Genomic DNA, 23,298 nt, shown 5'->3' with positions numbered 1-23,298 from the left:
TTGGCCGGACTGCCCTCGCGTGTTCACTCCTTCGGCGGAGGCGCACGGAAAGCCCGCCCCAGGTGGGACGGGCTTTCCGCGGACTTCACCTCATGGCGCTCAAGGAGCTTGCAGGTCGACCAATTCGGCCAGCGCCTCACGATGGGCACCCGCCGTGCCGTAGGCGATCGAGTCGGCCTTGGCCCGCTTCAGGTAGAGGTGGGCCGGGTGCTCCCACGTCATGCCGATGCCGCCGTGCAACTGGACGGCCTCCTCGGCCGCGTGGACGGCGACGGACGCCGCGTAGGCCTGCGCGACGGCGACCGCCACGTCGGTGTCGTCACCGGTCGCGAGGGCGTCGGCCGCGTTGCGCGCGGCGGCCCGCAGGCTGACGACCTCCAGCCACAACTGCGCCAGCCGGTGCTTGAGCGCCTGGAACCCGCCGACGGGCCGGTTGAACTGCTTGCGCTCCTTCAGATAACGGACCGTCTCGGTCAACGTCCAGTCGGCGAGCCCGAGTTGCTCGGACGCGAGCAGCCCGGCCCCGGCCCGCAGAGCACGTCGTACGGCGGGTTCGGCGTCCCCGATCCGACGCCCGGCGGCCCCGTCGAACACCACGCGCGCCAGCGGCCGGGTCAGGTCCAGGGACACCTGCGGTACGACGGTCACGGCGGCCGCGTCGACGGCATACAGCCCGCCGTCCTCCCCCGGCACCAGCAGCACATCGGCGGCGGCAGCGTCGGCGATCCCGGTCAACTCCCCGTGCAGGGAGCCGTTTTCGTGCCGTACGGCCTTGTGCGCGCCGCCCGGTGCGACACTCAGGGAGACGGCGAGGGCGCCGATCTTCCGTCCGGACGCCAGCTCGGCGAGGAGGTCCTCGGCATCGCACGCGAGGAGTGCCTCGGTGGCGACGACCGCGCTGGTGAGGTACGGGACGGGGGCGACCGCGCGGCCCAACTCCTCCAGTACGACGGCGACTTCACGATGGGTCGCGCCCTGGCCGCCCTGCGCCTCGGGCACGAGGAGGCCGGCGAGGCCCATGCCGTCGGCGAGGGACTTCCAGAGGGACAGGTCGTGCGGGGCGTCCGACTCGGTGCGGGCGATCACGCTCGCCGCGTCGCAGTGGTCGGTCAGCAGGTCCCGGACGGCGGCGCGCAGCGCCTCTTCCTCCTCCGAGTAGAGCAGATCCGTCATCGCGCGAGGTCCTTCCAGGCGACGTCCTTGTCGGTGCGCGGCTCGGCCGGGAGGCCCAGGACGCGCTCGGCGACGATGTTCAGCAGGACCTCGCTGGTCCCGCCCTCGATGCTGTTGCCCTTGGAGCGGAGGTAGCGGTAGCCGGCGTCGCGGCCGGTGAAGTCCACCAGTTCCGGGCGCCGCATGGTCCAGTCGTCGTACAACAGGCCTTCCTCGCCCCGGAGTTCGACCTCAAGGCCGCTGATCTCCTGGTTGAGGCGGGCGAAGGAGAGCTTCATGCCGGAGCCCTCGTGGCCGGGCTGGCCCGCGACGAGCTGCTGGCGCAGCCGCTCGCCGGAGAGCCGGGCGACCTCGGCCTCGACCCAGAGCTTGAGGAGGCGCTGGTGGAGGTCGTGGGTGCGCAACTCCGGGCGTTCGCGCCAGGTTCGGCTGATCGGGCCGATCATGCCGCCCTCGCGCGGGATGCGCATGCCGCCGATGGAGACGCGCTCGTTCATCAGCGTGGTCTGCGCGACCCGCCAGCCGTCGCCGATCTCGCCGAGGCGATGGGCATCGGGGATACGGACGTCGGTGAGGAAGACCTCGTTGAACTCGGCCTCGCCGGTGATCTGGCGCAGCGGCCTGACCTCGACGCCGGGGTCGGTCATGTCGCAGATGAAGTAGGTGATGCCCGCGTGCTTGGGCACGTCCGGGTCGGTGCGCGCGATGAGGATGGCCCAGCGGGCGAGGTGGGCGCTGGACGTCCACACCTTCTGCCCGTTGACGACCCACTCGTCGCCTTCACGCACCGCGCGCGTGCCGAGCGCGGCCAGGTCGGACCCGGCACCGGGTTCGCTGAAGAGCTGGCACCAGACCTCCTCGCCCACCCAAAGCGGCCTGAGGAAGCGCTGCTTCTGCTCCTCGGTGCCGAAGCGGAGGACGGTCGGCGCTGCCATACCCAGGCCGATACCGATCCGGCGCGGGTCGTTGTCGGGGGCACCCGCGGCCTCCAACTCGGCGTCCACGACGGCCTGGAGAGCCCGCGGGGCACCCAGCCCGCCGAGGCCCTCGGGGTAGTGCACCCACGCGAGCCCGGCGTCGAAACGGGCCTTGAGGAAGTCGAGGTGGTCGGTCTCCAGCGGCGGGTGCGCGGCCAGCAACTCCTGGGTACGGCGGCGCAGTTCGGCCGCGGCCGAGTCCGCTCCCGTGGTCTCCTCGCTCATGCGGCGGCTCCGTTCTCCAGCGACGGTACGACGACGACCCGGCCGGTGGTGACACCGTCGCCGAGGCGCTGCACGGCGGCGGCCGCACCGGCCAGCGGGACGCGCTCGCTCACCAGCGGCTTGATGACGCCGCGTGCGGCCAGGTCGGTCAACTGCTCGTGGCAGTGCAGGATCAGCTTCGGGTTCTTGGTGGCGTACAGGCCCCAATGCAGGCCCTGGATCGAGTAGTTCTTCACCAGGGCGTGGTTGAGACCGGGGCTGGGGATCGTCCCGCTCGCGAAGCCCACGACCACGATCCGGCCCTCGAAGGCGACGACCTTCGTGGACTGCGTGTAGGCATCACCGCCGACCGGGTCGAAGACCACGTCGGCGCCCCGCCCGCCGGTGGCTTCCTTGACAGCCGCGACGACGTCCCGTGTACGCCGGTCGATCACGACGTCGCAGCCCAACTCCCTTGCCACGACTGCCTTTTCGGCGCCGCCGACGACACCGATGACGGTGGCACCGGCGGCCTTGCCGAGCTGTACTGCCGCGCTGCCGACTCCGCCGGCGGCGGCGTGCACGAGCAGGGTCTCGCCGGCCTCCAGGTGGGCGCGGCGGTGGAGGGCGAACCAGCCCGTCTGGTAGCCGATGTGGAGTGCGGCGGCCTCGGCGTCGTCCAGCGAGTCGGGGGCGGGCAGCAGGGCGGCGGCGTCCGCGATCGCGTACTCCGCGAAACCGCCGTACGGCAGTGCGGGGTTGGCGATCACGCGGCGGCCGTCCTCGGTCTCGCCGCAGATCTCGACACCCGGGGTGAACGGGAGCGGGGGCCGGACCTGGTAGTGGCCTCGGCACATCAGGACGTCCGGGAAGTTGATGTTCGCGGCGCGTACCTTCAGCAGGACCTGGCCGTCGCCCGGCGTGGGTCGTTCCACCTCCGCCAGGCGCATCGCCTCGCTTGGTTCGCCGTTCTCGTGCACTTGCCATGCCTGCATGCGGGGCCTCCACGGGACTGCTCTGTCTGACCGGGGTCGGTTGCATACTAAGCGGTCGCTTGCGCGTCGGGGAACAGTCGGGTTCGTCACGATCCCCAGGGTGCGTGTAGTTCTTTGGCTGCCGGCCGGTGGGGGCTGGTCGCGCAGTTCCCCGCGCCCCTAAAAGGGGCGCTCCAGCAGGGCGGCATTTTTCACTGGCCGCGCTTCGGCCTGGCCCTCACATGCATTCGCTCCCCCTGCGGGCCGAACAGGCTCAGGAACTCCACCGGGCCCTCTCCGGTCGAGCCGAACCAGTGCGGGACCCGGGTGTCGAATTCGGCTGCCTCGCCCGGGCCCAGCACCACGTCGTGCTCGCCCAGCAACAGCCGTAGGCGACCGGACATCACGTACAGCCACTCGTAGCCCTCATGCGTCCGCAGATCCGGCTCGACCTTCCGCTGCGGTTCCAGGACCTTGTACGCCTGGAGGCCGCCGGGCTGGCGGGTCAGGGGCCAGTGGGTGCGGCCGCCTCGGACGATCGGCTCGGCGCGTACGCGGGGGTCACGGACCGCCGGGGCTCCGACCAGTTCGTCCAGAGGCACCCGGTGGGCCCGTGCGATCGGCAGCAGCAGCTCCAGGCTGGGCTTGCGCAGCCCGGACTCCAGCCGCGAGAGGGTGCTCACCGAGATGCCGGTCGCCTCCGAGAGGCCGGCGAGCGTCGCGCCCTTCTCCTTGCGGATCCGTCGCAACCTCGGGCCGACCTCCGCGAGTACGTCGTCCATGTCGTCGTTCATGACCGATATTGCAGTTTCGGCAAACCTGTTTGTCAATACGGCAGCGACGGGGCGACCTTCGGGGGTGGAGGTGGTCACCATGACCGAGACACGTACCGGAACCTACGAAGTGGTCGTCATCGGCGGCGGAGCGGCGGGGCTCTCCGCCGCGCTGGTCCTGGGCCGGTCCCGGCGTCGCACGCTGGTCGTCGACGCGGGCGAGCCGCGCAACACGCCCGCCGCGCACATGCAGGGCTACCTGACCCGGGACGGGATGTCTCCGGCCGAGTTCCTCGCCCTGGGCCGCGAGGAGATCGCGCGCTACGGCGTCGACCTGGTCCGGGACCGCGCGGTGGACGTCACGAAGGGCGCGGACTTCGCCGTGGCGCTTGCCGGTGGGGAGACCGTGCACGCGCGGCGGATCGTCGTCGCCACCGGGCTCAAGGACGAGCTGCCCAGCGTCCCCGGAGTCGCCGAGCGGTTCGGTCGGGACGTGATCCACTGCCCGTACTGCCACGGCTGGGAGGTCCGTGACCGGGCCTTCGGGGTGCTCGCGACGACGGCGATGAGTGTGCACCAGGCGCTGATGGTCTCGCAGTGGTCCAAGGACGTGACCCTGTTCCTGCACACGGTCGCCGAGTCCGAGCTGACGGACGACGACCTGCGCAGGCTGGCCGCGGCCGGGGTCGCCGTGGTCCCCGGCGAGGTCGCCGAACTGGCCGTCGAGGACGACCGCCTCACCGGCGTCCGCCTCACGGACGGCAGCACGCATCCCCGCGAGGCCCTGTTCGTAGCGCCTCGCGCCGTCCCGCGGACCGGGCTCCTGGAGAAGCTGGGCGCCGAGCTGCAGGAGACCCCGTTCGGCGCGTACCCCGTGGTCGACCCGACGGGGCTGACGACCGTGCCCGGGGTGTGGGCCGTGGGCAACGCGATGGGCTTCGGGGAGCAGGTCGTGAACGCGGCCTCCGCCGGGTACCGGGCGGCCGCCACGATCAACGGCGAACTGCTCATGTCCGACCTCGACGCGGCCGTCCGGGTGTAGACCGCCCGCCTCCGTTGCACGATGGCTGCATGCTGCTGACCCGGCTCGCGCATGTGTCCCAGGAGGTCGCCGCCACCTCGGCGCGGTCCCGGAAGATCGCCCTGCTCGCGGAGCTCTTCCGGGACGCGGAGGCCGACGACGTCCCGATCGTCATCCCGTACCTGGCGGGCCGCCTGCCACAGGGGCGGCTCGGCATCGGTTGGAAGGTACTGAGCCAGTCGGTCGAACCGGCCCTCGAACCCACCCTCACCGTGCGCGAGGTGGACGCGCGGCTCACCGCTCTCGGCAAGGTGTCGGGCGCCGGTTCGCAGGCCGAACGGGCGCGCCTGGTGGGCGAGTTGATGGGCGCGGCCACCGCCGACGAGCAGCGCTTCCTGTTCGGGCTGATCACGGGTGAGGTCCGGCAGGGCGCGCTCGACGCGGTCGCCGTGGAGGGCCTGGCCCAGGCAACCGACGTGCCCGCAGCGGATGTTCGACGGGCCGTGATGCTGGCGGGTTCGCTCCAGACGGTGGCCGAGGCGCTGCTCGCCGACGGCCCGGCATCGCTCGACCGCTTCCGGCTGACCGTGGGCCGCCCGGTCCTGCCGATGCTCGCGCACAGCGCCACGTCCGTCGCCGAGGCGGTCGAGAAGCTGGGCGACTGCGCGGTCGAGGAGAAGCTCGACGGCATCCGCGTCCAGGTCCACCGCGACGGCGAAGTCGTACGGCTCTACACCCGCACCCTCGACGACATCACCGACCGGCTGCCCGAACTCACCGCCGCCGCTCTGGAGTTGAGAGGCGAGCGGTTCATCCTGGACGGTGAGGTCATCTCCTTCGACGCGGACGGGCGTCCGCGTTCCTTCCAGGAGACGGCAGGCCGGGTCGGATCGCGGGTGGACGTGGCCACGGCCGCCGAGACGGTCCCCGTCTCCCCCGTGTTCTTCGACGCGTTGTCCGTCGACGGCCGCGATCTCCTCGACCTGCCGTTCGCCGAACGGCACGCGGAACTGGCCCAGTTGGTGCCCGAGCCGATGCGCGTCCGCCGGACTCTCGTGTCCGGCCCGGAGGATGTCCCGGCGGCGGAGACCTTCCTCGCCGAGACCTTGAAGCGCGGCCACGAGGGGGTCGTGGTGAAAGGCCTCGACGCCCCCTACAGCGCGGGCCGCAGGGGCGCCTCCTGGCTGAAGGTGAAGCCCGTCCACACGCTCGACCTGGTCGTCCTGGCCGCCGAGTGGGGACACGGCCGGCGCACCGGCAAGCTCTCCAACCTCCATCTGGGCGCCCGGAGTTCGGACGGTTCCTTCGTGATGCTCGGCAAGACCTTCAAGGGCATGACCGACGCCGTGCTGACCTGGCAGACCGAGCGCCTCCAGGAGCTGGCCGTGCAGAGCGACGGCCACGTGGTGACCGTACGGCCCGAACTCGTCGTGGAAATCGCGTATGACGGACTGCAGAAGTCGACCCGCTATCCGGCCGGTGTCACGCTGCGCTTCGCGCGGGTCGTGCGGTATCGGGAGGACAAGCGGGCGGAGGAGGCGGACTCGGTGGAGACGTTGTTGGCGGCGCATCCGGAGGTGAAGCCGTGAGCGGGGACGCGAGGGGGAAGCGGAGTGCCGGGCTGTTGTTGTTCCGGCACACCGATCGTGGGCTGGAGGTGTTGCTCGGCCATATGGGCGGCCCGTTCTTCGCGCGACGGGACGCCGGGGCGTGGGGTGTGCCCAAGGGTGAGTACGAGCCCGACGAGACCGCCTGGGACGCGGCCCGGCGTGAGTTCCAGGAGGAGCTGGGGATCGCGCCGCCGGACGGCGAGGCGATCGAGCTCGGCGAGGTGCGGCAGAGCAACGGGAAGGTCGTCACGGCGTGGGCGATCGAGGCCGATCTCGACCCGGCGGACATGGTTCCCGGCACCTTCCGGATGGAGTGGCCGCCGAAGTCGGGGCAGGTCCAGGAGTTCCCGGAGCTGGATCGCGTGGAGTGGCTGGGCCTCGAACGGGCGCGGGCCGTCATCGTCACCGCGCAGGCCACGTTTCTCGACCGGCTGGTGGAGCACTCGGGCTGAAGGACCGTGTACGCGTTGCGGTCCCCCGTGCCACGCGGGAAGGTCGAGGTACAGCCCGCTCCAGGAGGTCAGCCATGCCCATCGCGACGGTCAACCCGGCGAACGGCGAGACGCTCAAGACGTACGAGGCCATGGGTGCCGAGGAGATCGAGCGGCGGCTCCAGCTCGCGGAGGCCACGTTCCGTACGTACCGGACGTCTTCCTTCGCCGAGCGCGCCCGGCTCATGCACCGGGCCGCCGATCTGCTCGACGAGGACCGGCAGGACATCGGCCGGACCATGACCACCGAGATGGGCAAGCCGGTCAAGCAGGCCCGCGCGGAGGCCGCGAAGTGCGCGAAGTCGATGCGCTGGTACGCCGACCACGCCGAGGGACTCCTCGCCGACGAGGAGCCGGACGCGGCGGACGTCAAGGACTCGGGCGGCTCCCGGGCCCTTGTCCGCTACCGGCCGCTCGGCCCGGTGCTCGCCGTAATGCCGTGGAACTTCCCGCTGTGGCAGGTGATCCGCTTCGCCGCGCCCGCGCTGATGGCGGGCAACGTCGGCCTGCTCAAGCACGCGTCGAACGTGCCGCAGACCGCCCTCTATCTGGAGGACCTGTTCCACCGCGCGGGCTTCCCGGAGGGCGCGTTCCAGACCCTGCTGGTCGGTTCCGGTGCGATCGAGGAGATCCTGCGCGACGAGCGGGTCAAGGCGGCCACCCTCACCGGCAGCGAGCCGGCCGGGCGTGCGGTCGCGTCCGTCGCCGGGGACATGGTCAAGAAGACGGTTCTGGAACTGGGCGGCAGCGACCCGTACGTCGTGATGCCGTCCGCCGACATCGAGCGGGCCGCGCAGATCGCGGTGACCGCGCGCGTGCAGAACAACGGGCAGTCGTGCATCGCCGCCAAGCGGTTCATCGTGCACACGGATGTCTTCGACGCGTTCGCCGAGCGGTTCGTGGCCGGCATGAAGGCGCTCACGGTCGGTGATCCGCTGGCGGAGGAGACCGAGGTCGGACCGGTCGCCAGCGAGCAGGGCCGTAGCGATCTGGAAGAACTCGTCGACGACGCGGTGGAGAGCGGGGCCACTGTGTTGTGCGGCGGTGAGCGGCCCGACGGAGCCGGCTGGTTCTACCCGCCGACCGTCCTCACCGACATCACCCGCGAGATGCGCATCCACCGCGAGGAGACGTTCGGGCCCGTCGCCACGCTGTACCGGGTCGCCGACCTCGACGAGGCCGTCCTCCTCGCCAACGACACACCGTTCGGGCTGAGTTCCAACGTGTGGACGCGGGACGAGGCGGAGGTCGAGCGGTTCGTACGGGACCTGGAGGCGGGCGGGGTGTTCTTCAACGGGATGACCGCGTCGCATCCGGCGTTCCCGTTCGGCGGGGTGAAGCGGTCCGGGTACGGGCGGGAGCTGTCGGGGCACGGAATCCGCGAGTTCTGCAACATCACCACGGTATGGCACGGAGCGTGAGCGTTCCGCGGCTACGATCCCCTCTGTGAACCGCGAAGTGACTCTGCCTCTGATCGTCGACGACCGCGGGACCTTGCAGGTGGCTGCCGCGGATGTCAGCAAGCTTTTGCGTACCGTGGGTGGGCGGTGGCTGCACCTTGTCGAGGCCGGGGAAGAGGGGCTGGACGAGGACACGGTTGCCGCGCTGACGATCGAGTTGGCGAAGCTGGCCGACCGTATTGACGTTGCGTGTATTGCGCACAGCAGTGGGGGCGGTTCGTAGTTTGTCGGGTGCGGGCCGATGGGGGCTGGTCGCGCCCACGCGGCGGAGCCGCAAATCGATACAGCCCCGCGCCCCTGGGGAGTGCGCTGAGCGGTGTTTGAGAGCTCGGCCCCTCGTCCCTGACTCGGACCACTCAACCGCGAGCAGAAGCTCGGGCGGTTCACTGGCTTTGCACAGGTATCACTGATCCCGTCTTTATGAGCTTGTCCCTGAATTGGAGTAGTCCACCGCGAGATCGTCGTCCTCCCGGGTGATCGTGGGTGCACCACCCTCTGAGGTGAACCACCTTCTGACCGGCGGGCGAAGGCCTTCCGGAAGGCGAAAGCAGGGACGGTTCATGGCGACTTTGTGCAAGCCCTCGGTGTCGGTTCCCGAGCACGTGATCACGATGGAGGAGACGCTGGAGCTGGCGCGCTCCCGTCACGCGGACCACCCCAACCTGCCGCTGGCCCTCCGACTGATCGAGAACACCGGTGTGCGCACCCGGCACATCGTGCAGCCCATCGAGGAGACCCTGAAGCACCCGGGGTTCGAGGACCGCAACAGGATCTACACGGCCGAGGCGAAGGCCCGCGTCCCCTCGGTCGTGCAGCGCGCGCTCGACGAGGCGGAGCTCCTCACCACCGACATCGACGTGATCATCTACGTCTCGTGCACGGGCTTCATGATGCCCTCGCTCACGGCCTGGCTGATCAACGAGATGGCGTTCGACGCCACCACCCGGCAGATCCCCATCGCCCAGCTGGGCTGCGCGGCCGGCGGCGCGGCCATCAACCGGGCGCACGACTTCTGCACGGCCTACCCGGACGCCAACGCGCTCATCGTGGCCTGCGAGTTCTGCTCGCTGTGCTACCAGCCGACCGACCTCGGCATCGGCTCCCTGCTCTCCAACGGGCTGTTCGGCGACGGCATCGCGGCCGCGGTCGTGCGCGGACGGGGCGGCACCGGCATCCAGCTCGAGCGCAACGGGTCGTACCTGATCCCCAAGACCGAAGAGTGGATCATGTACGACGTCCGGGCCACCGGATTCCACTTCCTGCTGGACAAGCGGGTGCCGGCCACCATGGAGCCCCTCGCACCGGCGCTCCAGGACCTCGCGGGACTGCACGGCTGGGACGCGGCCGACCTGGACTTCTACATAGTCCACGCGGGCGGGCCCCGAATACTCGACGACCTGAGCAAGTTCCTCCAGGTCGACCCGCACGCGTTCCGGTTCAGCCGGGCCACCCTCACCGAGTACGGCAACATCGCCAGCGCCGTCGTCCTGGACGCGCTGCGCCGGCTCTTCGACGAGGGCGGTGCCGAACACCGGGCGCGCGGACTCCTCGCCGGGTTCGGACCCGGTATCACCGCCGAGATGGCCCTGGGCCGCTGGCACAGCGACGACCGAGAGACGGCTTGAGTACGGCATGACTGAAGAGACGCTCACCGAGACCCTGCCCCCGGTCCGGCCCTGGCCGGCCCTCGACCTGACCGGGGTGGACTTCGACCCGGTCCTCGCCAAGCTGATGCGGGAGGGTCCGGTCAACCGGATCAAGCTGCCCAACGGCGAGGGCTGGGCCTGGCTGGTCACCCGGCACGACGACGTGCGGATGGTCACCAACGACCCCCGGTTCAGCCGCGAGGCGGTGATGGCCCAGCCGGTGACCCGGCTCGCCCCGCACTTCATCCCCGCCCGCGGCGCCGTCGGCTTCCTCGACCCGCCGGACCACACCCGGCTACGGCGCTCGGTCGCCCAGGCGTTCACGGCACGCGGGGTGGAACGGGTGCGGGAGCAATCCCGCCTGCTGCTCGACGAGTTGATCGACGAGCTGCTCCAGAACGGGCCGCCCACTGACCTCACCGAGACCGTGCTGAGCCCCTTCCCCATCGCGGTGATCTGCGAGCTGATGGGCGTCCCGGCCGCCGACCGGCACGGCATGCACACCTGGACCCAGCTCATCCTGTCCTCCTCGCACGGCGCCAAGGTCAGCGAGAAGGCGAAGCAGGAGATGGGCGCCTACTTCGGCGATCTCATCGGCCTGCGGGAGGGCAGCGACGGCGAGGACGTCGCCTCGCTGCTCGGTGCCGCCGTGGGCCGGGAGGAGATCACGCTGGAGGAGGCGGTGGGGCTCGCGGTGCTGCTGCAGATCGGCGGCGAGGCGGTCACCAACAACAGCGGGCAGATATTCTACCTGCTGCTGACCCGCCCGGATCTCGTCGAACGACTGCGCGCGGAACCGGAGTCGAGGCCCCAGGCCATCGACGAGCTGCTGCGCTACATCCCGCACCGCAACGCGGTCGGGCTGTCCCGGATCGCCATGGAGGACGTGGAGATCCGCGGGGTACGGATGCGGGCGGGCGACCCGGTGTACGTGTCGTACCTGGCCGCGAACAGGGACCCGGACGTGTTCCCGGACCCGGACCGGATCGACTTCACCCGCAGTCCGAATCCTCACGTGTCCTTCGGCTTCGGCCCGCACTTCTGTCCCGGCAACATGCTGGCGCGACTGGAGTCCGAGCTGCTCGTGGACGCGCTGCTGGACCGGATTCCGGGGCTGAAGCTCGCTGTACCGGCCGATCAGGTCCCTTTCAAGAAGGGCGCGTTGATCCGCGGGCCCGAGGCCCTGCCCGTGACGTGGTGAGGTGCCGATGACGGCGACGGAGGGGCTGCTGGTACCGCCCGGTCACGGCCGGGTCGTCCAGACACCCGCGCAGCACGTGACGTTCAAGGTGACCGGCTCTCATTCGCGGACGGCGTCCACCTTCGAGGTGCTGGTGCCGCCGGGCTTCGACGTCGGCGCCCATGTGCACACGCGCAGCGAGGAGTTGTTCTACGTGCTCGAAGGCGAGCTGGACGTCCTCGCCTTCGAGCCGCGGATCCGGACCCCCGACAACTGGCAGCGCTGGGAGTCGAGTTCGGGCACGCGGGTGGTACGGGCGACGCCGGGCACGGTGATCGTCGTACCGCCCGGGTGTCCGCACGCGTTCTCGAACCCGACGGAGACGGCGGCGAAGATGTTCTTCCAGGCGTCTCCGCCACCGGATCATGAGCGGTATTTCGAGGAGCTGTTGGAGATCCTCGGGAGCGGGGGGCCGCCGGATCACGCGGCGATCGAGGAGTTGCGGGGGCGGTACGACATCGAGCAGCTGACGCCTCTCAAGCACCGTTGACCCTTGGACTCGGTCGGTAATCGAGTTGATCGGCATCGAGCGGGTCGGCTAGGAACTGTCCATGCTGCGAGGAACCAAGATCGGGCTCCGGGCCCGGCACGAGTCCGATGTCCCGGTCCTGCACGCCGAGTTGTACGACGACGTGGCGACGAGATCGCGAGTGGACTCACGGCCCTGGCGCCCCGTCTCACCGGGCTCCGAGGCCTCACCCTTCGCGGTCACCGAACCCGACGACGATGCCGCCCCCTTCGCCGTCGTGTCCCTCGACAACGACGAGTTGGCGGGGACCGCGGGGCTGTGGGGCATCGACACCCACAACAGGACCGCCCATCTGGGCATGTCGCTGCGGCCGGGTTTCCGCGGCCGCGGACTCGCCGTCGACGTCGTCGCGGTGCTGTGCACCTACGGCTTCACCGTCCGCGGCCTCCACCGGCTGCAGTTGGAAACCCTGGCCGACAACACCCCGATGATCCGGGCCGCCTCCCGCGCCGGCTTCATCCAGGAGGGGACGCTCCGCCGCGCGGCGTGGGTCAACGGCGAGTTCGTGGACGAGGTGATCCTCGGGTTGCTCGCCGAGGACTGGCACCGCGCCCCGCACTGAGAGCGCCGGTCAGCGTTCGCGCCCTGAAGGGGCGCGCGGCTGCGTCGATATGCGGCTCCGCCGCGCGGACGCGACCACCTCTCAGCACCGGTGAGCGAAGGTTTTTGAGGGGCGCGGGGAACTGCGCGACCAGCCCCCACCGGCCCGCACCCGAAACTCAACGAATCGGCATCCCCGACAACGTCCGCGCAATCACCAGCCGCTGAATCTCACTCGTCCCCTCGAAAATCGTGTAGATCGCGGCGTCACGGTGCATCCGCTCAACCGGATACTCACGGGTGTAGCCGTTGCCGCCCAGGATCTGAATGGCCTGGCCGGTCACCTTCTTCGCCGTCTCGCTCGCGAACAGCTTCGACATCGACCCCTCGGCCGCCGTGAACTGCTTCCCGTTGACCGCCATCCAGGACGCCCGCCACACCAGCAACCGCGCCGCGTCGATGGACGTACGCATGTCGGCGAGCTGGAAGGCGACACCCTGGTTGTCGATGATCGGCCGGCCGAACTGCTCGCGGGTCATCGCATAGTCGAGAGCGACCTCGTACGCGGCACGGGCGGTGCCGACCGCCATCGCACCGACAGCCGGGCGGGACGCCTCGAACGTGGCCATCGCCGCGTTCTTCACCCGCTCGCCGCCGCCGGCCTTCGCGCGCTCACGGGCGCGGGCGAGGCGCTCGTCCAGCTTCTCCTTGCCGCCGAGCAGGCAGGAACCGGGGATGCGCACGTCCTCCAGGACGACCTCGGCGGTGTGCGAGGCGCGGATGCCGTGCTTCTTGAACTTCTGCCCCTGGGACAGGCCCGGCGTGCCCGACGGGACGATGAAGGAGGCGTGGCCCTTGGAGCCGAGGTCCGCGTCGACGACCGCGACGACGACGTGGACGTTGGCGATACCACCGTTGGTCGCCCAGGTCTTGGTGCCGTTGAGCACCCACTCGTCCTTGGCCTCGTCGTACACGGCACGCGTGCGCATGGAGGCCACGTCGGAACCGGCGTCGGGCTCGGAGGAGCAGAAGGCGGCGACCTTCACGTCGTTGGCGTCGCCGTACATCTGGGGAATCCAGGTGCCGATCTGCTCCTCGGTGCCGTTGGCGAGGACGCCGACCGCGGCAAGACCGGTGCCGACTATGGAGAGGGCTATGCCCGCGTCGCCCCAGAACAGTTCCTCCATGGCCATCGGGATGCCGAGGCCGGTGGGGTCGAAGTACTGCTGGGCGTAGAAGTCCAGGGAGTAGATGCCCACCTTCGCGGCCTCCTGGATGACCGGCCAGGGAGTCTCCTCACGCTCGTCCCATTCGGCGGCGGCGGGGCGGATGACGTCGGCGGCGAAGCCGTGCAGCCAGTCCCGCACCTCCTTCTGTTCGTCGTTGAGTTCCATGGTGAACTCGGCCATGACTCCTCCAGCAGCGCACTAGCATGTTACTTGCGGTAACGACAGAGTCTGTTACCGACGGGTAGGAAAAGTCAACTCCCGATGACCACTCGGCAGCCCGTTCGAGGCGTTGGGGCCATTGAGTGTTAGTTTGCGCAGGCGTCACCGATTCAGCACGGGTGGGGAGAGACCATGGACACCACGCAGCGGACCGATCAACAGCGGTCCGCCGATCGCCGACGGCGCGAGTTGCTGGAGGCCGCGGACAGAGTGGTGCTGCGTGATGGTCCGCAGGCCTCGATGAACGCGATCGCCGCGGAAGCGGGTATTACGAAGCCGATTCTGTACCGGCACTTCGGGGACAAGGGTGGACTGTACGCGGCCCTTGCCAAGCGGCATACGGATGCCCTGTTGTCGTCGCTGCGGGCGGCGTTGGACGCTCCCGCCGAGCGTCGGGAGCGGGTTGAGGCCACGCTCGACACGTACCTCGCCGCAATCGAGGCGCTGCCTCAGGTGTATCGGTTCCTGATGCATCCCGTGGAGGGTGGGCAGACCGCGGACCAGGGGTTCGACACGGGGAATCACTCGGTTCCGTTGCTGCGGCGGATGGGCGAGGAGTTGGCCCAGGTCATCGAGGAGCGGGTGGATCTCGGGCCCAACAGTCAGCAGCTGGCTCGGGTGTGGGGGCATGGGATCGTCGGGATGATGCACGCGGCCGGGGACTGGTGGCTGGGTGAACGGCCTTGCTCCCGGGCCGAGTTGGTGCGGAGTCTGGCTGATCTGCTGTGGGGACGGTTGGCTGCCGCCGGGGACAAGGTTGGTGGGCCGGGGTTTTAGCCGGTTGTGTTTCGGGTGCGGGTGCGTGGGGGCTGGTCGCGCAGTTCCCCGCGCCCCTAAAAGACCCCGGTCACCGGTGCTGACAGCTGGTCGCGCCCTCGCGGCGGAGCCGCACATCGACACAGCCCCGCGCCCCTGAAAAGACCTCAGCTCACCGGGACCACGGAGCTCGGCTCACTTGTCGCATCAAGCGGCTGTGGCGCCAGCCCGTCACGCGGTCCGCGTAGACCTTTCCCTCCACGTGGTCGTACTCGTGCTGCAAGCACCGCGCGAACCAACCCGTCCCGTGCACGGTGATCGGCTCCCCGGTCACCGTGAAGCCCTCGACGATCGCGTGGTCGTAACGCTCCGTTCCCGCTTCCAGGCCCGGTAGGGAGAGACAACCCTCCGGGCCCCTCAACACCACGCCGTCCGTCTCGACGAGGCGTGGGTTCACCACATGGCCGAGGTGGCGGACCTCCTCGTCGTCGGGACAGTCGTAGACGAACACCCGCAAACGCTCGCCTACTTGGTTCGCGGCGAGGCCCACCCCCTGGGCCGCGTACATCGTCGCGAACAAGTCCTCTACGAGGCGGGCGAGTTCCGGCCCAAAGTCTGTTACCTCGGCGCACGGGGTATGGAGCAGGGGGTCGCCGAGCAGGGTGAGGGGACGGACTCGCCCGTGGGCGCCCGGGATGGAGCCGTATCGCATGGGCGCAAGGGTACGGTTCTCTACGGCGCACGCCCGCCGCGAGGGGTTCGCGGTGCCGCGGTTCGGGCACCGATAAGGATCTCGATAGGCTGAGGTCCACACCACGTTGCCGGAGGCAGAGGCGCGGCGCGTACGCAAGGAGGATCGAGAACTGATGGCAGGCAACTCGGACCCGCTCACGCCGCGGGCCAAGCTGGCCGTGACGGCGGGCAAGGCGGTCGCGGCGGCATCGCGTGCCGCGGGGCGGGGCAGCGGATCGGTGATCGGCGGCCGAGTGGCACTCAAACTCGACCCCGACCTGCTCGCCCGGCTCGCACAGAACCTGGACGTGACGCTCGTCTCGGCCACCAACGGCAAGACCACGACGACGCGTTTGATCGCCGAGGCCCTCGGGGCCGCCGGTGAGGTCGTCTCGAACGCGCTCGGCGCCAACATGCCCGCCGGCATCACCTCGGCGCTGGCCGGTGGCTCGGACGCCAAGTTCGGTGTCATCGAGGTCGACGAGAAGTACCTCGCCGGCGTCGCCCGTGACACCGACCCCAAGTGCATCGCGCTGCTCAACCTCTCCCGCGACCAGCTCGACCGCGCGGCCGAGACCCGCATGCTCGCGGAGAACTGGCGTGAGGGGCTTGCCGGTTCGAAGGCCGTCGTCGTCGCCAACGCGGACGACCCGCTGGTCGTGTGGGCCGCCTCCTCCTCCCCCAACGTGATCTGGGTCGCCGCCGGGCAGATGTGGAAGGACGACGCCTGGTCGTGTCCTTCGTGCGGTGGCGTGATGCAGCGGCCCGGTGACGACTGGTTCTGCGGTGAGTGCGGTTTCCGTCGGCCTACGCCGAGTTGGGCGCTGTCCGGGGACCATGTCCTCGACCCGCACGGCTCCGCCTGGCCCATTCACCTCCAACTGCCGGGGCGCGCCAACAAGGCCAACGCCGCCTCCTCGGCCGCCGTCGCCGCCGTCTTCGGGGTGCCGCCGCAGGTCGCCCTGGAGCGCATGTACCGCGTGCAGGCCGTCGCCGGGCGCTATGACGTCGTCCAGTTCATGCAGCGCGACCTGCGGCTGCTGCTGGCGAAGAACCCGGCGGGCTGGCTCGAGACGTTCAGCCTGATCGATCCGCCGCCGACCCCGGTGATCCTCTCGGTGAACGCGCGCGGCGCCGACGGCACCGACACCTCGTGGCTCTGGGACGTCGACTACACCCGACTGACCGGCCACCCCATCTTCGTCGTGGGCGACCGCAAGCTGGACCTCGCGGTCCGCCTGGAAGTGGCCAACCAGCACTTCCAGGTCTGCGACAACCTCGACCAGGCCGTGCAGATGGCCCCGCCCGGACGGATCGAGGTCATCGCGAACTACACCGCGTTCCAGGACCTGCGCCGCCGCGTCGGCAACTGAGACTCAGAGGACGAATTGACCATGAGCGACAACCAGCTGCGTCTGGTGTGGATCTACCCGGACCTGCTGAGCACCTACGGCGACCAGGGCAACGCCCTTGTCGTGGAACGCCGGGCACGGCAGCGCGGCCTCGACGTGGCCCGGCTGGACGTGCGCAGCGACCAGCCCATCCCGACCTCGGGCGACATCTATCTCATCGGTGGTGGCGAGGACCGTCCGCAACGCCTCGCGGCGGAGCGGCTGCGCCGTGACGGCGGTCTGCACCGGGCCGTCGGCAACGGCGCGATCGTCTTCTCGGTGTGCGCCGGCTACCAGATCCTCGGCCACGAGTTCATCAACGACCTCGGCCAGCGCGAGCCCGGCCTCGGCCTGCTCGACGTGGTGTCGACGCGCGGTGAGGGCGAGCGGTGCGTCGGTGACGTACTCGGCGACATCGACGCGCGCCTGGGCCTGCCCCAGCTGACCGGCTTCGAGAACCACCAGGGCGTCACCCATCTCGGCCCCACCGCCCGCCCGTTCGCACAGGTGCGGCTCGGCAAGGGCAACGGCACGGGCGACGGCACGGAGGGCGCGTACAACGACACGGTGTTCGGTACGTACATGCACGGGCCCGTGCTCGCCCGCAACCCGCTGATCGCGGACCTGCTGCTGAAGCTGGCCCTCGATGTGAACGCGCTGCCGCCGATCGACGACCGCTGGTACGAGGCGCTCCGCAACGAGCGCATCAGCGCAGCTCAGCAGCCTGCCTGAACCAGGTGTCCACCTCCTCTTCGGATACCGGAAACCAGCCCGTCTGACGGCCCGTCCGCGCAGGTGAGCGGGGTCGTCCAGCAGGCGGACGCACGTTACGACCCCGCCCCCTCCTGCCGTTAGGGTGGCGGGGTTCGTACCGGACAACGTGGTCCGGTTTCGGCCCACGTTGAGAAGGTTCTTCGGGCTATGCGCATTGGTGTCCTCACGTCCGGCGGCGACTGCCCCGGCCTGAACGCCGTCATCCGGTCCGTCGTGCACCGCGCCGTCGTGGACCACGGCGACGAGGTCATCGGCTTCCGGGACGGCTGGAAGGGCCTCCTGGAGTGCGACTACCTCAAGCTCGACCTCGACGCGGTGAGCGGCATCCTTGCTCGCGGCGGCACCATCCTCGGCTCCTCCCGCGTCCAGCCCTCCCAGCTCCGGGACGGTGTCGAGCGGGCCAAGGGCCATGTCGAGGAGCTCGGCCTCGACGCGATCATCCCGATCGGCGGCGAGGGCACGCTCAAGGCGGCCAAGCTGATGTACGACGCCGGTCTCCCGATCGTCGGCGTCCCCAAGACCATCGACAACGACATCGCGGTCACGGACGTCACCTTCGGCTTCGACACGGCGGTCGGTGTCGCGACGGAAGCGCTCGACCGGCTCAAGACGACCGCCGAGTCCCATCAGCGCGTGCTCGTCGTGGAGGTCATGGGCCGCCACACCGGGTGGATCGCGCTGCACTCCGGCATGGCGGCCGGTGCGCACGCCATCGTCGTGCCTGAACGGCCCTTCGACATCGAGGAGTTGGCTGCTCGGGTCGGCGAACGCTTCGAAGCGGGCAAGCGGTTCGCGATCGTTGTTGCCGCTGAGGGTGCCAAGCCGCGGGCGGGGTCCATGGACTTCGACGAGGGCAAGAAGGATGTCTACGGTCACGAGCGCTTCGCCGGGATCGCGCGGCAGCTGTCCATCGAGCTGGAGGAGCGGCTCGGTAAGGAAGCGCGGCCGGTGATTCTCGGGCATGTGCAGCGTGGGGGTACTCCGACCGCGTATGACCGTGTGCTCGCCACTCGGTTTGGGTGGCATGCGGTGGAGGCTGCGCATCGGGGGGAGTTCGGGAAGATGACCGCGCTTCGGGGGACCGACATTCTGATGGTTCCGCTGGCCGACGCGGTGGAGACGTTGAAGACGGTTCCCGCTGATCGGTATGAAGAGGCCGAGTGCGTGCTCTGAACGCCGTGAGGTAGTTCGTCGGGTGCAGGTGTGTGGGAGCTGGTCGCGCCCGCGCGGCGGAGCCGCCAATGTCACAGCCCCGCGCCCCTGGGTGGGTTCCGCTGGCCCCGGTCGCAGAAGTGACCGGGGGCGGTTCTACCCTGGTGCGGACAGACGACGCACAACCCCACGAATCAGGAGCCGTTCGATGGATCACGGCGGGCACGGTATGACCATGGATCTGCCGCCGTTCACCTTTGCGCGCGGGCTTGAGTGGTCGGCCGACCCGTTCTTCCTGACCGCCTGCCTCCTCGGGCTCGGGCTGTACGGCTGGGGGGTCGTGCGGTTGCGGCGGCGGGGGGACTCGTGGCCTGTGGGGCGGACGATCTCTTTCGTCATCGGTGTGCTGACCATCGGGCTGGTGATGTGCACCAAGCTCAATGACTACGGAATGGTCATGTTCAGCGTGCACATGGTGCAGCACATGGTCATCAGCATGTTGACGCCGATCCTGTTGCTGCTCGGCGCACCGGTCACCCTGGCATTGCGCGCGCTGCCGCCGGCCGCGCGGGGTCGCAAAGGGCCCCGCGAGCTGTTGTTGATGTTTCTGCACAGCCGGTACATGAAGATCATCACCCATCCCGCGTTCACGATCCCGCTGTTCATCGCGAGCCTGTACGCGCTGTATTTCACGCCGATCTTCGATTTCCTGATGGGCTCGAAGACCGGGCACATCGCGATGATGGTGCACTTCCTCGCCGTGGGTGTGGTGTTCTTCTGGCCGATCATGGGCGTGGACCCGGGGCCGAGCCGGCCGGGCTATCTGATGCGGATGCTGGAGTTGTTCGCGGGGATGCCGTTCCACGCGTTCTTCGGCATCGCGTTGATGATGGCGTCGGAGCCGATGGTCGAGACGTTCAAGAACCCGCCCGCCTCCCTCGGTATCGACGCGCTCTCCGATCAGAACGCGGCCGGCGGTATCGCCTGGGCGTTCAGCGAGGTTCCGTCCGTGCTGGTGCTGATCGCCCTGCTGTTCCAGTGGTACAGCTCGGAACAGCGGCAGGCCAAGCGCCAGGACCGGGCCGCAGACCGGGACGGCGACAAGGAACTCGAGGCGTACAACGCCTATTTGGCCTCATTGAACACACGAAGCCATTGAACACATCCGGCAACTGAACGGGAATTTCGTTCAGTAGCATAAGCGCGATGGGGGAACCGCGGCCGGGGGGAGCGGTAGTGACATTTCGCGCTGTTGTGCAAAGTACCGGAATTCCGGTGATCCGCAGGATCGCCGTGCTGCTCGGCTGCGTCCTGGTCTTGAGCGGACTGAGTGGATGCGGCGGGGACGCACATACGTTCGGCGTGAAGGCGGTCGCCGCCGGAGTTCCGTCGCTCGCGCCTTTCTTCGACGAGAAACAGGGACTGGGGCAGGACGCCGAGGTCCGGTCGATGCCCGTACAGGGCAGCTTGCAGCAAGGGGACACGCCTGGGCTGTACGGGGGCACCAAGAAGCCGACCATCTGTGACGTGGCGAAACTCAGGAGGTTCCTGACGGATCCCGCGAATCATCAGAAGGCCGTTGCCTGGTCGGGCGTACTGGGTATCAACACGGTCCAGATACCGGGCTATCTGGACCGGCTCACACCCGTACTCCTGCGTCACGACACTCTCGTACAGAACCACGACTACAAAAAGGGAAAGGCCACGCCCTACAACTCCCTTCTCCAGTCGGGAATCGCGATTCTCGTCGACGAGCAGGGAGAACCCGCCGCGAAGTGCTCGTGCGGAAATCCACTGCGCCCCTTCAAGGGCGCCGCGAGCCGCATTTCCGTCAAGTTCGCGGACGGCAACAAGAAGTGGAACGGATATCACGCGTCCTCGGTCGTGGCCGTACGTCCGGCGCCGCGGAGAATGGAGGGGCTCGCTCTCGTCGACGTCGAGGATCCCGACACCGGCATCACGCGTCCGGTCGGTACGACGGGCAAGCACGACACCACCTTCGACGCCCGGAAGCAGCACGCTGTGCCTGACCTCGCGGGGGCGACGTTCGGGGACGCGCGGCGGCAACTGGTGAGCAGTGGTCTGGCCGTGGGGTACGGCGGTGGTGCGCTGCCGTCCGACGATGCGCGAGTCACGGCTACCGATCCGCCCGCCGGGACCGAGCTGCGGTTCGGGGAGTACGTGCTGCTGAGCGTGGCCGGCGGGACAAGTGGGGGCGCTACTTCCACTCCCCCGGGTCCGACGTCCTCCAGCCCGACGACCTCCAGCCCGACGACCTCCGGGCCGACACTGGCTCCACCGACGTCCACGGCACCGCCCTCGACGTCCGCACCGACACCGCCCCCGTCCTCGCCCCCGAGCGAGCCACCACCGTCGAGCAGTTCGCCTACGACCGGGTCGCCCGCGGTGGCGACCCACTCGCCCCCGTCGAGCGCACCGGTCATCAGCAGCGCCCCGGTGACGAGTGCTCCCGTGACCGCCGGCGCCTCCGTGCCGACCGGCACGCCCGCCGCCACCACCGTCACTGCGACCACGACCGAGACGTGACGCAGCCCCGGAAGGAGGAGTCCGGATGCCGCAGGGATCGCCGACCTCGGGAGTGGGCCGGGTCATCGCCGGCCGTTATCTCCTGCTGAACCGGCTGGGCAGTGGCGGGATGGGACATGTGTGGCTCGCACACGACCAGCGGCTGGCCTGTGAAGTCGCGCTCAAGGAGATCGTGTTCAGCAACCCGGCCTCCGCCGACGCCGAGCGGGAGGCCCGGGTCGCGCGGGCCCGGGCCGAGGCGCGGAACGCGGCGGGGTTGCGCGGTCATCCGCATGTGGTGACCGTGCACGACGTGCTGGAGCACGAGGGGCTGCCGTGGATCGTCATGGAGTACGTGGCGGACGCCGTGGACCTGCGCGACATGGTCGGCCGGTACGGCTCGCTGGCCCCGGCGGAGTGCGCCCGCATCGGGCTCGCCGTACTCGACGCGCTGACGGCCGGGCACCAGCGGGGCGTCATGCACCGGGACGTGAAACCGGCGAACATCCTGCTCGCGCCGGACCGCACCGGTTCGCCGTACGCCCGCGTCCTGCTCACCGACTACGGCATCTCGGTACAGCCGGACGCCGGGGAGACGCGGTACACGCTGACGTCCGTGCTCGTCGGTACGGCCGGGTATCTGGCACCGGAACGGGCCACGGGCGGGCCGCCGACCGCCGCGGCCGACCTGTTCTCGCTGGGCTGCACGCTCTACCACGCCGTCGAGGGCCACGGCCCGTTCGTGCGCGAGACCCCTCTCGCGGAGATCACCGCGGTGGTCATGGAGGACCCGCTGCCTCCGGTGCACGCGGGCGCCCTGGCCCCGGTGCTCCACGCGATGCTGGAGAAGGATCCGCTACGGCGGATTCCGGCGGCGGAGGCCGAGGCGGAGCTGTCGCGGATCGTGACGCCGCAGACGGAGGCGGAGGCCTACGCACGGACCCAGACCGACCTGGGCTCGCCGTCCCCCTGGGAAGGGCAGCCGGTGTCTTTCACACCGGCGCCGCCGGCTCCCTCGTCCTCCCCCACGGGTCGGCGCCGCCGCCCGCGTCCCCGTCTCCGCCAGGCCGTCCTCGCGGGCCTGCTCGGGCTCGCCCTGGCCCTGGGCGGCGTCTGGTACGCCATGGCCCTCCAGTCGTCCGGCGACAACTCGAGCCAGAAGAAGGACAGTTCGCCGTACGGCAGCATCGTCGGGCTCTCCGCGCCGCTCAAGGACGGCGACTGTGTCACCGCCGACTGGCCCGGCGGAAAGCTCTTCCACGGGACGCCGAGGCTCGCGGTCGACCCCACCTGTCGGAACTCCGTGCCCGACGGGCAGGTGATGGCACTGGTCTCCACCGCGTCCGCGGGCGAGGCGCGCAAGGTCGGGGTGGACCGGTGTGCGCGGCGGACGCAGGAGATGCGGGAGAAGCTCGCGGATGTGCGGGGCTTCGCCGTCGTACCGACCGACGCGGGTTTCGAGGCCGCCGGGCATCGCACCGCGTGTCTGGTGCTGGGCGCGCACGGGCCGGTCTACGGGCCGCTGGCCAGTCGTCGCGCCCTGGGGTCTGCGTTCGCGGACACGTCGACGATGCAGCGGCGGGACTGTCTGGCCGTACCCTCGGACCGGGCCGCGAGCCTGGTCTCCTGCGCGGGCAAGCACGACCAGGAAGTGCTCGGGTTCACCCGGTTGGGCGCTGGCGTCACGCTGGCCCGGGCGCGTGCGGAATCGGACGCCGCGTGTGCCCGGGATGTCCCGCCGGCCGACTACGGCTTCGATCCGACGGTGTACGAGGCGGCCTCCTGGACCAGCCAGGGGCCGTGGAAGTCGGGCACACATTTCGTCGTGTGCTCCGTTCGGAGGCAGAACGGGGGCACCATGGAGGGGGACGAACCATGAGG

General features: G+C 69.8%; 22 protein-coding genes. 16 read left to right on the top strand and 6 right to left on the bottom strand.

The window, feature by feature from the left end; all coding sequences use genetic code 11:
- Positions 1-99 precede the first annotated feature (99 nt).
- The 4 genes from OG504_RS44440 to OG504_RS44425 form a co-directional block, all read right to left on the bottom strand.
- Entirely contained in the window at positions 100-1,173 is a 1,074-nt protein-coding gene (locus tag OG504_RS44440; protein WP_405994840.1) for an acyl-CoA dehydrogenase family protein, read from the bottom strand.
- A complete protein-coding gene (locus tag OG504_RS44435) occupies positions 1,170-2,375 on the bottom strand; it encodes an acyl-CoA dehydrogenase family protein (protein ID WP_405994839.1) in 1,206 nt (401 codons plus the stop codon). Before OG504_RS44435 ends, OG504_RS44440 begins: the two co-directional genes overlap by 4 nt.
- Positions 2,372-3,349, bottom strand: a complete 978-nt coding sequence (locus OG504_RS44430) for an NADPH:quinone oxidoreductase family protein (protein WP_405994838.1) — start codon at positions 3,347-3,349, stop codon at positions 2,372-2,374. Before OG504_RS44430 ends, OG504_RS44435 begins: the two co-directional genes overlap by 4 nt.
- A 191-nt stretch (positions 3,350-3,540) precedes the next feature.
- Positions 3,541-4,122: a helix-turn-helix domain-containing protein gene (locus OG504_RS44425; RefSeq protein WP_405994837.1), complete on the bottom strand. Its 582-nt coding sequence runs from the start codon at positions 4,120-4,122 to the stop codon at positions 3,541-3,543.
- A gap of 79 nt (positions 4,123-4,201) precedes the next feature.
- Here OG504_RS44425 and OG504_RS44420 point away from each other — a divergent pair, with 79 nt between their 5' ends.
- The 9 genes from OG504_RS44420 (at position 4,202) to OG504_RS44380 (ending at position 12,660) form a co-directional block, all read left to right on the top strand.
- Positions 4,202-5,143, top strand: coding sequence for an NAD(P)/FAD-dependent oxidoreductase (locus tag OG504_RS44420; protein ID WP_405994836.1), 942 nt, complete (start codon positions 4,202-4,204; stop codon positions 5,141-5,143).
- Between the two features lie 29 nt (positions 5,144-5,172).
- Positions 5,173-6,711 (top strand): ATP-dependent DNA ligase, encoded by a 1,539-nt coding sequence (locus OG504_RS44415; RefSeq protein WP_405994835.1) that lies wholly within the window; start codon positions 5,173-5,175, stop codon positions 6,709-6,711.
- A complete protein-coding gene (locus OG504_RS44410) occupies positions 6,708-7,184 on the top strand; it encodes an NUDIX domain-containing protein (RefSeq protein ID WP_405994834.1) in 477 nt (158 codons plus the stop codon). The genes OG504_RS44415 and OG504_RS44410 overlap by 4 nt, the downstream gene beginning before the upstream one ends.
- Positions 7,185-7,258: 74 nt before the next feature.
- A complete protein-coding gene (locus tag OG504_RS44405) occupies positions 7,259-8,644 on the top strand; it encodes an NADP-dependent succinic semialdehyde dehydrogenase (protein WP_405994833.1) in 1,386 nt (461 codons plus the stop codon).
- Between the two features lie 25 nt (positions 8,645-8,669).
- The gene (locus OG504_RS44400) at positions 8,670-8,906 is read left to right on the top strand and encodes a DUF6213 family protein (RefSeq protein WP_033278262.1); all 237 of its coding nucleotides are present in this window, start codon (positions 8,670-8,672) and stop codon (positions 8,904-8,906) included.
- 337 nt (positions 8,907-9,243) lie between these two features.
- On the top strand, positions 9,244-10,308 hold the full coding sequence (locus tag OG504_RS44395; RefSeq protein WP_363093211.1) for a type III polyketide synthase: 1,065 nt from the start codon (positions 9,244-9,246) through the stop codon (positions 10,306-10,308).
- Between the two features lie 7 nt (positions 10,309-10,315).
- On the top strand, positions 10,316-11,530 hold the full coding sequence (locus tag OG504_RS44390; RefSeq protein WP_405994832.1) for a cytochrome P450: 1,215 nt from the start codon (positions 10,316-10,318) through the stop codon (positions 11,528-11,530).
- Between the two features lie 7 nt (positions 11,531-11,537).
- On the top strand, positions 11,538-12,059 hold the full coding sequence (locus OG504_RS44385; RefSeq protein WP_405994831.1) for a cupin domain-containing protein: 522 nt from the start codon (positions 11,538-11,540) through the stop codon (positions 12,057-12,059).
- 61 nt (positions 12,060-12,120) lie between these two features.
- Positions 12,121-12,660 carry a GNAT family N-acetyltransferase gene (locus OG504_RS44380; protein ID WP_405994830.1) on the top strand — a complete coding sequence of 180 codons (540 nt, stop codon included), beginning with the start codon at positions 12,121-12,123 and terminating at the stop codon, positions 12,658-12,660.
- A gap of 157 nt (positions 12,661-12,817) precedes the next feature.
- Here OG504_RS44380 and OG504_RS44375 read toward each other — a convergent pair whose 3' ends face one another.
- Positions 12,818-14,047, bottom strand: a complete 1,230-nt coding sequence (locus tag OG504_RS44375; RefSeq protein WP_033278259.1) for an acyl-CoA dehydrogenase family protein — start codon at positions 14,045-14,047, stop codon at positions 12,818-12,820.
- Between the two features lie 171 nt (positions 14,048-14,218).
- On the opposite strand from OG504_RS44375, the gene OG504_RS44370 reads away from it, so the two are divergent.
- Positions 14,219-14,863: a TetR family transcriptional regulator gene (locus OG504_RS44370; protein WP_019070916.1), complete on the top strand. Its 645-nt coding sequence runs from the start codon at positions 14,219-14,221 to the stop codon at positions 14,861-14,863.
- A 151-nt stretch (positions 14,864-15,014) separates the two neighbouring features.
- Here OG504_RS44370 and def read toward each other — a convergent pair whose 3' ends face one another.
- On the bottom strand, positions 15,015-15,554 hold the full coding sequence (gene def, locus OG504_RS44365) for a peptide deformylase (protein ID WP_405994829.1): 540 nt from the start codon (positions 15,552-15,554) through the stop codon (positions 15,015-15,017).
- A 154-nt stretch (positions 15,555-15,708) separates the two neighbouring features.
- Between def and OG504_RS44360 the strand changes: the two genes are divergently transcribed.
- The 6 genes from OG504_RS44360 to OG504_RS44335 all read left to right on the top strand — a co-directional run bounded on the left by OG504_RS44360 (position 15,709) and on the right by OG504_RS44335 (position 23,296).
- Complete coding sequence (locus tag OG504_RS44360; protein WP_405994828.1) at positions 15,709-16,947, top strand: MurT ligase domain-containing protein; 1,239 nt, start codon at positions 15,709-15,711, stop codon at positions 16,945-16,947.
- 21 nt (positions 16,948-16,968) lie between these two features.
- Complete coding sequence (locus tag OG504_RS44355; RefSeq protein ID WP_019059556.1) at positions 16,969-17,697, top strand: type 1 glutamine amidotransferase; 729 nt, start codon at positions 16,969-16,971, stop codon at positions 17,695-17,697.
- 189 nt (positions 17,698-17,886) lie between these two features.
- Positions 17,887-18,912, top strand: coding sequence for a 6-phosphofructokinase (locus tag OG504_RS44350; protein ID WP_405994827.1), 1,026 nt, complete (start codon positions 17,887-17,889; stop codon positions 18,910-18,912).
- Between the two features lie 187 nt (positions 18,913-19,099).
- A complete protein-coding gene (locus tag OG504_RS44345; RefSeq protein ID WP_405994826.1) occupies positions 19,100-20,050 on the top strand; it encodes a cytochrome c oxidase assembly protein in 951 nt (316 codons plus the stop codon).
- A 116-nt stretch (positions 20,051-20,166) separates the two neighbouring features.
- Complete coding sequence (locus OG504_RS44340; RefSeq protein ID WP_405994825.1) at positions 20,167-21,438, top strand: DUF6777 domain-containing protein; 1,272 nt, start codon at positions 20,167-20,169, stop codon at positions 21,436-21,438.
- Positions 21,439-21,463: 25 nt separating this feature from the next.
- Complete coding sequence (locus OG504_RS44335) at positions 21,464-23,296, top strand: protein kinase domain-containing protein (protein ID WP_405994824.1); 1,833 nt, start codon at positions 21,464-21,466, stop codon at positions 23,294-23,296.
- Positions 23,297-23,298 lie beyond the last annotated feature (2 nt).

It is taken from the genome of Streptomyces sp. NBC_00986, from assembly GCF_045162565.1.
Taxonomy (GTDB): domain Bacteria; phylum Actinomycetota; class Actinomycetes; order Streptomycetales; family Streptomycetaceae; genus Streptomyces.
This window is presented reverse-complemented; position numbering and strand designations above follow the sequence as displayed.